Raw genomic sequence first — 11778 nt, forward strand, 5'->3', positions numbered from 1 at the left:
AAATTGCGGCCTGTTTCGCCTGAATATCTACGAGCCCCTGGCCTTTCCGGCCAGAGAAACTTAACGTGACAACACCTTGCGATTTCTCCAATCGCTTGGCGTAAAGGCAGACCCCGGAGCCGTCCCACCAGACGATCTTCACTCGATCCGCTCGTTTGGCCCGGAAGACGTAAAGCGCACCGTTGAACGGATCACTGCCGGCGTCCCGCACCAGCGACAGCAAGCTGTCCGGACCCTTGCGGAAGTCGACCGGATGACTGGCCAGGAAAACCTTCACGCCGGAGGGGATCATGCCGACCGCACCGCCCCGAATCACCCGTTGCAAGTGCTCCTCACTGACGTCAGCGCGAGCACGCACGATCACGTCGCCAATGACAACCTCGATCACCGCTTCGCCAGTAGACGCCACGGCCATCTCACAATGGGCCGGTTCCGTGGACACCTTCCGAGCGTCTAAGACCGCACGACGCCAGCCAAAGAGCTGCGACGGGTGAATGCCGAGCCGATGCGCGATCGCCGAGACACTCGCGCCTGGCTCCAATGCCTCCGCCACCGCCCGTGCCTTGAACTCATCCGACCAGCGTCGGCGAAGCTGCCGCGGCGCACCCTCAAGGCGCTCGGCAACAGCTTCGATCATATGGAAGGTTCTAGTTCCAGTACTAGGCGCAGACATAGAAGCTCACAGCAGCTCATTGTGTCCGCTACCGATATCCGACCGATCACCACTTCCGCCAGATGGGGTCTGCTTGCCGCTTACGCTTATTGGGTTCCTCGTATCGGTCTCAAGGTCGGTATCACCTATTCCCTTGATTGCCTTCTCGACTATTCGCAGCCATGGGGCGCACATACAAATCCCGGTCGAAACTGGGCTGGCGCTAACGATAACACCGAAACAAAAATGAACAGCGATGGCTATTCCGGAACCTGTTCGGTGGCGTCGTGTTAACGGAATAGTCTGGATCGATTTGATATTCGATGGCTATGACCGAACCCCAGCCTGCTCATTTTCGACGTCACCGCTTTTCCGCCGAGATTATCGCCCATGCGGTCTGGCTCTATTACCGGTTCCCGCTCAGCTTTCGCGACATCGAAGATCTGCTTGCCGAGCGCGGTATTGAGGTTTCATTCCAGACCGTCTCGGAATGGGCTGCAAAGTTCGGCCTTGAATTCGCCCACCAACTCCGTCGGCGCTCGCGAGGCCACTTTGCCGACAAATGGCAGCTTGATGAAATGGTGGTGACGATCAAGGGAAAGAAATACTGGCTTTGGCGCGCCGTTGACGCCAACGGCTATGTCCTTGATGCCTTGTTGCAGAGCCGGAGAAACAAACGTGCGGCCCTGCGGCTGATGCGCAAGCTACTCAAAGGCCAGGGCATCTCCCCACGGGTCATGGTCACCGACAAGCTGCGATCCTACGATGCAGCAAAGACGGAACTGATGCCGGGCGTCGAGCATCGATCTCACAACGGCATCAACAATCGGGCAGAGAATTCACATCTTCCCGTGCGACGATGGGAGCGACGGATGATGCGGTTCAAGTCAGCCCGGCAACGCCAGCGTTTCGTCTCAGTCCATGGCCAGATTGCCAATCTCTTCCTTCTTCACCGCAGACATCTCTCCGCCGCAGATCATCAAAAACTTCGCTCCCACGCCATCGCAACATGGCAAGACATTGCCATGTCGATCAGTGCATGAAAGACGACCTACGGGAAGAACTGCGTCCGGTCCCAGATTAAGGCGACGCCTCCCTCTTGTCAGGTCAGGGCGCAGTCCCCCGTGTCATGGTCACGGACAAGCTTGGCTCTTACGGTGCTGCCAAGCGCGAGATCGGCCTCACGCTCTGTGATCATCGCCAGCACAAAGGCTTGAACAACCGGGCAGAGAATTCGCATCAACCCATACGACGACGTGAACGGGGCAAACGCTTCAAGTCAGCACGACACTTGCAGCGTTTCGCATCCATTCACGACCCGATCTACAACCTTCACCATTTTCCCCGCTACCGCTTCCCCTCTGCCATTCACCGCGAACTGCGCCAAGCTGCCAACACGGTCTGGCGCGATATCGCTGAACTGTAATCCGCTTAAAACGGCTTCAAAGTCCGGGATATATCCCTAGGTAGGTTAACGTAACGGTGCCCTCAGGCGCCCTTACGCGCGAAAATATCAGCGGGATGGATCGCGGGCTCCTCGGCCAGAAGCGACGGCACCGTGGCGAATATCTGCTTTGCGGCTTCCCCCGTCATATGCGCATCCCGGCTGGCCGCATTGCTGAACAGATCGACCAGAAAAACCGTATCGGCATCGGCATTGGACCGCAGCACCAGCCAGAGCGGCGTGCCGGTTTCGGCTTCGACATGCGGAAGCGCTGCTGCGATCAGGCGCGCGACCTCTTCGCCCCGACCGGACTGGGCTTTGAATGAAATGACACCTGCAACTGTGGTCATCGTGATGACTCCCTTGATTGGTTGTTTTGCCGGCAAGTTTTCCGGCTACCCCTGATTTACATCTGGACCGCAGGGCGTGCAGCGTGGCATTTTTGCCATTATTCAGGTAAAACTCGCCACGGGAGACTCCATGAAAATCGTCGTCATCGGATCGGAAGGATGTCTGGCGTCCGGCTTTGTCGGACTGTGCGACATCCTATCACTGGCCGCGCGTGCAATCGCGGACCAGCAATGCGCGCCCCCTTACGAGGTCGTCAGCGCCAGTCTTGACGGCGGCCCCGTGCGGGACGGACAGGGCCGCCACCTTGAGGTCGATGCGGCGCTGCGGGATGTGGACCGTTGCAATGCGCTGATCGTTCCCGGCTTCCTTCCAGACGCGAACAACCGCCCTCCAGATATGGCCTCGCTGAAGGATATCGCCGGTTTCATTCGCCACCACCACGCGCATGGCGCGCTTGCCTGTGGCTCTTGCAGTGGCGTTTTCCTGCTGGGCGAGGCCGGACTGCTCGACGGCCGCCGCTGCACGACGACATGGTGGCTTTATGACGAGATGAAGCGCCGTTATCCGCGCGCGAACGCCCTATGGGGCACAGCACTTGTCGAGGATCGGCGCGTCGTTACGGCGGGTGGGCCGCTGTCGTGGATCGACTTGGCGCTCCACGTCGTGCGATCCCTGTGCGGAGCCGATGCGGCCCGGGCTGCGGCAGATTTCGCGGTGGTGGATACCGCTCCGTCAACGCAGGCGGTCTATATTCCCACGGACCACCTGAATGCCTCGAACCCGCTGCTGCTCGAGGCCGAGCGCATTGTCCGCCAATCGACCGGTCAGTTACTGACCGCGCGCGATCTGGCGCAGCGGCTTGCGACATCGGACCGTACGCTCCATCGCCGGTTGGCCGAAGCGACAGGCGAGTCCCCCAAGAAGTTCATCGACCGCATCCGCTTCGGAATGGCCCGAACCGCGCTGGAGATGACCGCCAAATCCATTTCTGAGATCGCGATGGCGGCCGGTTACAGCGATGAGGGCAGCTTCCGCCGGGTCTTCGTCAAGCTCTCGGGAATGAGCCCCGGCGCCTACAGGCGCTGGATACGGGAACGTGGAAGTGCAGGTGCGGACTAGCCCTGAACTAGACTAGGGTGTTTAGTCCCGGTCTTTGATGGTGTATTTACAGGCTTTTGACTTTCACGCGGACGGAATCCGGGCGTGCGAATGCCAACATTCGATTGAGAATGCGACATCCGAGTCTTATCTCGGTTTGCTGATTGGCAAATGTGCGTGAACGACGACGATTGCCGTTGATTGATTTCTAGCGGCCCATCGTCGTTTCCACGTTGGAACACCTGCTATAGTTGGTCATCGTCTGCCACTTCATCCGGCCATGCTCAGCAATTGTGTGGCTATGCCAGTCACGCTGATCCGGTGGGCCATAAAACTCCTTTGGTAACTGCGGCTCTGTCGCAAATTTTTTAGCGGGTTATAGTCGGCCTTCTCTGCGGACACACTTATGCTGCGAGTTCCGCAAAGACCTCGAATGGCGAGCGGTTGTCATTTGCAAATTGGTTCTTGCGGATCATATGTGCGACTTCGATGCCTGCGATTGTTGCTGAAGCTGAATGCAACGCTTTGAAGCCCATCATCGGCTTTGTGATCCGCTTGATGAACCGATGATCCTGCTCAAGGATGTTATTGAGATATTTGACCTGAAGAATTTCAATCATCTTGCTGTGCCCCGTGATTTTCGGGATATTGTTTACAGCCTGGGCTCCGGCGAGATTGGCGCCGCTTTCATCAATGACAATCTTCGTTGGGATGCCGTTGCTTGCCATGGCCTTCTTGAAAAAACGCCGTGCAGCACCGAGATTTCGGCGTTCAGAGAGCATGAAGTCCAGAGTTTGACCATCACGATCAACCGCCCGATATAAATATGTCCATTTCCCTTTGACCTTTATATAGGTCTCGTCAATACGCCATGAACCGCGTGTTGGGAGTTTACGTTTCTGTGCTTGATCTACGATCTGTGGCGCGTAACGAACGATCCAGCGGTTCAATGTTGCATGGTCAACGTCTACGCCTCGTTCAGCCATGATTTCCTGCAGATCACGATAGGAAACAGAATAACGGACGTAAAAGAAAACAGCATAAAGGATGACGCTTTTGGGGAAATGTGCCCCTGTGAAATCGATCGCCATCCCCATTCTCCTCGCTCGAATATCCGCATCAAACGTATAATAGCGAAGAAAAGGTCAAAATTTTGCGACAGAGCCATCAGATCACTGCAACAATTTGTCTCGATCTTCTCAGCCGTCCGAAACCATTTCGTTCCCACCAAATCAAATCGCCCCGCTGCCCAGATCCGATCCTTCCGTCAAGCCGCAACTACCAAATGGAGGATGGCCGCGCTGCAACTCGCCTGAAATCCACCTTGCGGCTTCCACGCGCCCGCACGGCAAACAACGTGACAGCACCGGAATGGGACATGACCTTTCGGGTGAATATCCATGCAATGTTTTATTTGACGAAAGCTGCATTGCCGCACATGAAGCCGGGTGCATCCATCATAAATACCGCTTCGATCAATTCGGATATGCCTAATCCGACCCTGCTTGCCTATGCGACAACCAAGGGCGCCGTTTAAAATTTTACGGCAGGTCTTGCACAATTATTGGCTGAGAAAGGGATTCGTGCCAATGCAGTTGCGCCGGGACTGGTCTGGACGCCTTTGATCCCCTCCACATTGTCGGAAGGAGCTGTCGCATTCTTTGGGAAGCAAACACCGATGAAACGTCCAGCCCAACCAGCAGAGCTGGCCTCAGCTTATGTTATGCTGGCTGATCCTCTTTCAAGTTATACTTCGGGCGCGACCATTGCCGTCACCGTTGGCAAACCCATTCTTTAACGTTCGATGTTTGAATATAAAAGTGCACTGCCTCGAAGTGCAGAGACAGGGCTAGCATCAGCTTGTCCGCTTGGCTTAGAGATTAGCTGATGCAATCCTCTAAACGCGGTTCTCAGAAAAGAGTTCCTGAACGCTTTTCGAAGATGGACTGCGGATGCCCAACTCCTCTCTCAGTCGGTGCTTTTGGTGAGCTAACCTTGCAGCCAGTTCCATCAATTGCGACCGCTCTCGCAAACCGCACTGATATAGTTTGATAACACAAGCCGCGAGTTCGCTGGGTGAATAAGGACGGCCGCTTTCTTCGAGAATAATGGCAGCTGTCGTAAAACAGCTGCGCAAGAAATCTACCTCCTTAGGAGTATAAATGCAGCTCGCTTCGTTAAAAAACGGCATTTCCACCTCCTGTTGTTGGATAGAGAATGCTACTTCAAACTCGCCAATATAAAAGCCAGAGTGTTTCACAAAATATAACGACAACCATGAATTTATAAAAAGTGCCTCGTCAGCGATGAAGCTGACGAGGCATGCGCCTGTCGCAGCGAGCCCTACCAAAACAGGCGCACGTTTGTCTAAAAAGGGTCAGTTCTTGGTTAGGGCATGCAGCTCATCGTCGTTCAAAAGACGATATTTTCCCCTATCGACCTTAACAAAAAAGGCTTCTGTTGATTTGCCCAGAGTATGATCTGATAGGAATGTGTTATACTGTCCATAGCGCCAGCCGTGCGCATAAATGCGAATGTCCCTTGCGCCGAACGGTTCTTTTAAACTTTTTTCAATTAATACGGCGTGACGAATTCGCGTAATCACCGTTAAGGCATTATCTTTGCGCAGCTTCTGCGCCACTTCCCCTCTTTTATTCCAATGCATGCTCCCCTCCCCGAGAAAAATTCATCGACTTTTTTTTAACGCATGTCTCCTTAAAGTGACTTGCTCGCGCCGAGCGACAGATCGCCCGGGGCAAATACGATTAGTCTTGATGTTCAGGCATTTCTTCAAGCTGGGCTTTATTCCAACTTGTAACTGCATGCACGTCGCCGTTTTCGTCTCGCATAAATTCGAGGTCGCTGATTGGAACGGCAACCGGTTTCGCCCCAATTCCGAGAAATCCGCCAACGTCAACAATTACGGCGCTTCCAAGCCCCGCACCATGAACGTGATCAACGGTGCCAACTTTCTCATCGTCGACACCGTACACTGTCGCCCCTTTAATATTATCAGCAATAAGTTCTTTATTTGTCAAGCGGACATGATCGGTGTGATCCATCTTCTTTCCTCCTTGTAAGGAAAACGAAACATCTGCGGAGGGGCATTTGTTCCCTGAGTAAACGTGACGAGTTTAAATATGCTGATCTGCGGCTCTGCGGTGGAACAATTGACCTGGCTGATGGTTGGGAGGCTGAGGACAATAGTGATGGAAAATAATTCACCAAAGAAAAGCGCTGGCGCTCGTATAAGGGGATCTGTCCAAAAAGGCGAGACCGGCGATAGCTGCTGGTTTTGATCCGGCAGCGGCGCCGATGGAAACCGACGCAGAAGCTGGAGGATCCTCAGTTCCGGATAACGATGCAATACCGCGATCAGACGGAGATCCAACAAAAGCCACTGAAAGTAACGCCTCCAGTCACGCGTCCGGCCTCCGGGAATGGAATTCCGATGAATCTACTCATTCCTCCGAGCGAACCGGAGACGAGGTCTGCTCCATCTCAATACAACCCTAGTAAATAACAGACGAGCCGCCACTATATTTCGAGACACCTTTGCAGTAAGTTGCCGGGTCATAGCGCGGTAAAGATTGCGCGTTTGCGGATGTCGTAGTACTTGCGAGCAACGTAATAACGATTGCGGTAGAAAATTTCATGCTTCCCCTCCAAGCCCTCGTTGGAAATTATCTCCGTGAGCATAAATTTCAACTCCGACAACGTACGCCTATCACCGGTAATTCGCAGCTTCAGGGCTTTTCCTTTATGCTACGAACGCAAAAAGAGGGTCGTAGCCCTCTTTTAGTCAGTATCGGTAAAAAAGATCAGAAGCTAACCTTCAAAGAGGCGTTGAAGCCATTTCGTTGTGCTCCAGAACCAAACTGGCCGCTATAGGACACACCAAGCGTGGCATCTTTCGAAAGTTCGAAATCCAGCCCGGCTTCAATGATTGCCGTGTCCTTGGCAATCGGAGCGCCCGCAACAGTGAAAGCGTTTGAGCCGACAAAGCTGGCCGTTGAAATGGGATCTGTGTCGCCAGCCGCGTGTCGCCATCCAAGATCGGCCCGGGCGGTTGTCGGGATCGTTCCAAGATCGAAGCCAGTCGATGCCCGTATAGGACGGCCGCGAAAAGTGAAAAGCAACGAGCGAAAGGAAATAAAAAGCGCGTTTATGAGAAAAACTTCCATCTCTGAAATTGCCAAGAAATATAAGATTTCAGCCCGTGCCGTTCGCGCTATAGTTAATAGTTCGAGTGAAACGTCTTAATTTAGAGGGAGTGAGGCATGGGCGGTCGATTTACACTGTACCACCGCCTACCTTGGTCAGAGGTTCAACGGCTGTATCTGTCCGACGCTTGATGTCCTGTTCGTTAGTCACGCCAACGACGAGATTTCATTGCGAGAGGGCAGGCGCTGCCAAATCCCAGCTGATGGATTTGACGAGTGGACGAAGAATGCCGATGACGGCGGTCGCGCCCCTTGGCATATGGATCTACCTGAACATTCACAGTTCTCCTTCACTGAACTATGCACGACTGAAGCACCCCAGCCGTGGACCACCGACGCTTCGGTACACAAAAAATGAGCCAGTGGACGAACAGCAATTACGGTGGGGGCCCAAGCTGACGAATTGATTGCCAGTCAATAAGTGCTGGTGCGAGCCGGTAGTTCGATTACTAACTTTCAGTGTCTGCCAACAGCGTTTCTAGCGCTGTCTTTGAAAGCGCAGGCGAGAAATAGTGTCCTTGGATAAGATCGCATCCCTGCGATGCAAGAAATTCAAGCTGCTCTTGAGTTTCTACACCCTCAGCCACGACTTTAAACGACACGCTTTTCGCTAGCTGGATAACTGCAGACGCGAGGCTGCATTGCTTGGGGTCATGTGGAATTCCGGTAATGAAGCTACGATCAATCTTGATGTAGTCGCATGGTAGATCTCGTAAATAAGAAAGAGATGAGTATCCCGTTCCAAAATCATCAATCGCAATGCCGACACCCATTTCCTTTAATTCGTTCAACAGTGGGGTAACTTCCTCTTCACGTTCAATGTAGGATGACTCGGTTAACTCTACTTCAAGTTGACGGGCAGTGAAGTTTGTTTCGTTCAGTATTCTGGTCAGCGTCAAAGCGAACCGCCCAAATCTGAGCTGTTGTGCAGATACGTTGACTGAAACAGTGATGGGGATATTCCAGTTTTTCCGCCATTCCTGTCCATCCCGGCAGGCTCTCTCAAGGACATATTCCCCAAGGGGATCGATCAGACCGGTTGCCTCAGCGACAGGGATAAATTCGCTGGGCGAGATGACGCCGAGTTCAGGATCAGTCCAACGAGCGAGAGCTTCCACTCCACGCAGTTTGCGGCTAACAGTATCGAATTGTGGCTGATAATGAACGTCAAGTAGGTTGTCCGCCAGCGCGGTTTTCAACTTGAGAGCCAGTACCATCTTCCTCCGGCTCTCGTCGGTCAGGCCCTCTTGATAGACAGCGATTGTGCCTCGTCTCTTGCGCTTCGCCGCGTATAGTGCTGCGTTTGCTTCCAAAAATGTGTCAACACTCCTGCCTTGACGCTGGTAGCTAATACCAATGGTTGCTGTCGTGAAAACGGCCAGATTATCGTCAATGCGAATGGTCTGTTCAATAGTACGCTGGATCTGTTCCAGGAGAGGTTCAACGAAGCCACGATCGTTGGAGTGAACGAGGAAGACAAATGCATCAATACCGACGTTACACAGTATATCGTTTTCTCCCATATGCGCCTCATGAAATTCCTTCAATCGCTCGCCTATCACTTGAAGAACACGATCGCCTGCGCTGTGCCCGTAGCTGTCATTGATGTCTCGAAAGCGATCAAGGTCGACGGCGATGAGTGCGTATGGTGAATCTCGGAAGTCATTAAGGTATTGGTCGAGAAAACGACGGTTGGGCAATCCAGTCAGTTGATCATGTAACGCAACGTACTCCAATCTTTGCCGAGCAAGCTTCTGCTCGGTTATATCGATCAAGGAATAGACATGGGATCTTTGACCGTGGGTGCCTTCTTCAACGGGTGTGATGGACAAAATACCGGCGCGTTGCTGATTTTGTCCGAAGGCGACCTCGCGCCGCCACGGGCCTGCAAAATGCGATGGCAAGACGACGGGCTTGTTTGCAATCCAGAATGCTTGTTTAAGGTTCGCAGTATCATTGTTTTCCACACTGATTTCCAACATCTTCCGGAAGGCAAAATTTGCTCTGAGAAGCGCTCCGGACTCATCAAATATCGCCAACCCTTCGGATGAATTCTTGAACACGATATCACCGCGGCGGACATCCTGTTCCTTTCTGTCAATCTCCTTGATTATATTGGCACTACTAGAGGTCAGCAGACGCCAGCGAAACGTGTCGGTCTCGAGGTAATCAGTAAATGCCCGTTGCTGCCAGACTATAAACAGTCCGAGCGTTAGTCCAAATGCAGTTGCCATAAAAACCTTGGCAGTGATGCCGCTGAAAACAAGCGTCAGAATGTCGGCGTTGATACCAAAGGAAATAAAGAAAAAGGCAAAGCCATCGAGAACCAATACAAGCACGAATGCGACGATATAGACTGCACCGTTGAGAAAGAAGGAGTGCGTTTTCTTTTTAGTGAATTCGAAGATGAACAGCAGTATCAGGAGCTCGGCGATAATAAGAATGCCCCCCAGGATGATCATGGGAGTCGATAGTTCGAACATTTCAGGCGGAACATCGTGAGGATTGATAATCCCATTCGATTCCAGGAAGGAGTAAGTGAGAAAAGAAAAGATGACCTTGAAAATATCGACGACAATGACGAGCCTGACAAGATGCCGAAGGATGAAAGCGTCTCGCTCTATCCAGACGAACATCACTGAAGCCATCATGAAGGCGCCGTAACAAAGGCTACCGCCTGAGATGTCCATACTATCAGTAATGGAAACGGAATACACGTTTCCCATAAAGCCACCGATAAGCAGGACGAGCGCCAGGTAAACATAGAAATGGACCAGCCGCATTGGTGCGGGTAAAGTTGTGAAGTAAAGTGGGAAAAACGATAGTACGATGAATTGCAATGTGAGCAGGAGAAGCATGATATATTCGTCCGGTTCATCTATCCTTGTACGGGGAAATTTTAGATCACAATTCTTTCTTTCGAGTATATAAGAAATGAGTAATAAACAAAATTGGTCGCTTGCCTGACATAAACATGGCCTGATTTCTTCGTGAAAGTCCGGATATATGTTGGATTGATAGCATTGGTCCTGAAAATCTGAACATCCAGGTTTAAACCGCCCTGACTTTGACGGTCGCTCGCAACGTTTTGGGAACCAGATTCTAGAACAAGCGATGCAACGAACAAATTTTGTCCTGAAGTGCGCGCCCTGGCTACTCGAATGACAAGAGAACACGAAGGGGGATATTCGTCATTCGAGTAGCCATTCCTCGATGGCTGTCAAGATCGGCTGCTCTGCGCATGAGTTCACTGATCGGGTGAAGAAGATAGAGGTGGACAACGGCAAGCGGGTAGGTTCGCCGAGTGACGTCGCGGAGACGATGAAGGCCTCGGAGCGAGAGAATTGTCAATTTCATTAGACCAACGAGATCCATAAGCGTTCGCTGCAGAGCACATCTGTCTGAGCTTGACGTCTTGAAGTTCCACGGCAGCAGGTTGTCGAGGCGCCTTTGGGGGGGGGCGCCCATTTTCGATAGCGGTCAGCGTGGTCTTGAGGGCACTGTAACCTTAACGCAGGCGTAACCGCATACAACGATAACAGAGCATGACCAAAACTCGCGCCTCGCTTTATCACTGCCATCGTTTTCCAACCGAGATAATCGCAGAAGCCGTATGCCGCTATTTTCGCTTTCCGCTCCGCTTTCGTATGGTTGAAGATATGGCTGGCCTATCGCGGGATCTTCGTCACGCATAAGACCGTGCATGAATGTGCTGAGAAATTCGGACGCGAATACGCCAAAAAGATTCGTGCCGCACGCCACGCCTGGGTGATAAATGACGTCTTGATGAGTGTGTGATATCTATCAAAGGTGAGCACAACATTCTGTGGTGCACCGTTGATCAAGACGGCTTTGTGCTCGACCTTCTGGTGCAAGAGCGGTGCAATACCAAGGCCCCCAAACGCTTCTCCATAAGCTCCTGTCAGTTCAGGGAGAGCTGGCTCGGGAAATCTGCACAGCTAGGATAAGTGGAATTTCTGCCTGACTTCGGCTTGGATGCCAGGAACAGG

Annotated in this window: 11 protein-coding genes and 2 pseudogenes; 6 read left to right on the top strand and 7 right to left on the bottom strand. The window is 52.5% G+C overall.

The annotated features are described in order from the left end of the window. Window positions 1-637: IS66 family insertion sequence element accessory protein TnpB (gene tnpB, locus HWD97_RS23445; RefSeq protein ID WP_371835727.1), on the bottom strand; the 637-nt coding region annotated here is incomplete at its 3' end. Between the two features lie 120 nt (window positions 638-757). Here tnpB and HWD97_RS23450 point away from each other — a divergent pair. From HWD97_RS23450 to HWD97_RS23460, 3 genes and pseudogenes are all read left to right on the top strand, one after another. Further along, window positions 758-931: pseudogene (locus tag HWD97_RS23450) on the top strand (transporter); the annotation flags it as partial. Between the two features lie 50 nt (window positions 932-981). Then, window positions 982-1695 carry an IS6 family transposase gene (locus HWD97_RS23455; RefSeq protein WP_371835737.1) on the top strand — a complete coding sequence of 238 codons (714 nt, stop codon included), beginning with the start codon at window positions 982-984 and terminating at the stop codon, window positions 1693-1695. A 56-nt stretch (window positions 1696-1751) separates the two neighbouring features. Next, a complete protein-coding gene (locus HWD97_RS23460; protein ID WP_371835728.1) occupies window positions 1752-2078 on the top strand; it encodes a DDE-type integrase/transposase/recombinase in 327 nt (108 codons plus the stop codon). Between the two features lie 62 nt (window positions 2079-2140). On the opposite strand, the gene HWD97_RS23465 is transcribed toward HWD97_RS23460, so the two are convergent. Then, complete coding sequence (locus HWD97_RS23465; RefSeq protein WP_371835729.1) at window positions 2141-2446, bottom strand: putative quinol monooxygenase; 306 nt, start codon at window positions 2444-2446, stop codon at window positions 2141-2143. A 130-nt stretch (window positions 2447-2576) separates the two neighbouring features. On the opposite strand from HWD97_RS23465, the gene HWD97_RS23470 reads away from it, so the two are divergent. Continuing rightward, a complete protein-coding gene (locus HWD97_RS23470; protein ID WP_371835730.1) occupies window positions 2577-3566 on the top strand; it encodes a GlxA family transcriptional regulator in 990 nt (329 codons plus the stop codon). 383 nt (window positions 3567-3949) lie between these two features. Here the strand turns inward: HWD97_RS23470 and HWD97_RS23475 are convergent, their stop codons facing one another. Beyond that, window positions 3950-4636 carry an IS6 family transposase gene (locus tag HWD97_RS23475; protein WP_371835731.1) on the bottom strand — a complete coding sequence of 229 codons (687 nt, stop codon included), beginning with the start codon at window positions 4634-4636 and terminating at the stop codon, window positions 3950-3952. 263 nt (window positions 4637-4899) lie between these two features. On the opposite strand from HWD97_RS23475, the pseudogene HWD97_RS23480 reads away from it, so the two are divergent. Further along, window positions 4900-5343, top strand: a pseudogene (locus HWD97_RS23480) (SDR family oxidoreductase); the annotation flags it as partial. Between the two features lie 579 nt (window positions 5344-5922). On the opposite strand, the gene HWD97_RS23485 reads toward HWD97_RS23480, so the two are convergent. From HWD97_RS23485 to HWD97_RS23500, 4 genes are all read right to left on the bottom strand, one after another. Next, window positions 5923-6210, bottom strand: a complete 288-nt coding sequence (locus HWD97_RS23485) for a hypothetical protein (protein WP_371835732.1) — start codon at window positions 6208-6210, stop codon at window positions 5923-5925. Between the two features lie 100 nt (window positions 6211-6310). After that, window positions 6311-6607 carry a PRC-barrel domain-containing protein gene (locus HWD97_RS23490; RefSeq protein WP_371835733.1) on the bottom strand — a complete coding sequence of 99 codons (297 nt, stop codon included), beginning with the start codon at window positions 6605-6607 and terminating at the stop codon, window positions 6311-6313. A gap of 759 nt (window positions 6608-7366) precedes the next feature. Next, window positions 7367-7729, bottom strand: a complete 363-nt coding sequence (locus HWD97_RS23495; RefSeq protein ID WP_371835734.1) for an autotransporter domain-containing protein — start codon at window positions 7727-7729, stop codon at window positions 7367-7369. A gap of 488 nt (window positions 7730-8217) precedes the next feature. Then, window positions 8218-10626, bottom strand: a complete 2409-nt coding sequence (locus HWD97_RS23500; protein WP_371835735.1) for a putative bifunctional diguanylate cyclase/phosphodiesterase — start codon at window positions 10624-10626, stop codon at window positions 8218-8220. A 936-nt stretch (window positions 10627-11562) separates the two neighbouring features. Between HWD97_RS23500 and HWD97_RS23505 the strand changes: the two genes are divergently transcribed. Further along, window positions 11563-11736: a hypothetical protein gene (locus HWD97_RS23505; protein ID WP_371835736.1), complete on the top strand. Its 174-nt coding sequence runs from the start codon at window positions 11563-11565 to the stop codon at window positions 11734-11736. The last annotated feature ends 42 nt before the right edge of the window (window positions 11737-11778 follow it).

Source organism: Ochrobactrum sp. C6C9, from assembly GCF_022627935.1.
Taxonomy (GTDB): domain Bacteria; phylum Pseudomonadota; class Alphaproteobacteria; order Rhizobiales; family Rhizobiaceae; genus Brucella; species Brucella teleogrylli.

Coding starts and splice junctions, on each gene's coding strand:
- HWD97_RS23475 (WP_371835731.1), bottom strand. CDS start 4,636: ATGGCGATCGATTTCACAGGGGCACATTTCCCCAAAAGCGTCATCCTT.
- HWD97_RS23490 (WP_371835733.1), bottom strand. CDS start 6,607: ATGGATCACACCGATCATGTCCGCTTGACAAATAAAGAACTTATTGCT.
- HWD97_RS23465 (WP_371835729.1), bottom strand. CDS start 2,446: ATGACCACAGTTGCAGGTGTCATTTCATTCAAAGCCCAGTCCGGTCGG.
- HWD97_RS23455 (WP_371835737.1), top strand. CDS start 982: ATGACCGAACCCCAGCCTGCTCATTTTCGACGTCACCGCTTTTCCGCC.
- HWD97_RS23500 (WP_371835735.1), bottom strand. CDS start 10,626: ATGCTTCTCCTGCTCACATTGCAATTCATCGTACTATCGTTTTTCCCA.
- HWD97_RS23485 (WP_371835732.1), bottom strand. CDS start 6,210: ATGCATTGGAATAAAAGAGGGGAAGTGGCGCAGAAGCTGCGCAAAGAT.
- HWD97_RS23470 (WP_371835730.1), top strand. CDS start 2,577: ATGAAAATCGTCGTCATCGGATCGGAAGGATGTCTGGCGTCCGGCTTT.
- HWD97_RS23495 (WP_371835734.1), bottom strand. CDS start 7,729: ATGGAAGTTTTTCTCATAAACGCGCTTTTTATTTCCTTTCGCTCGTTG.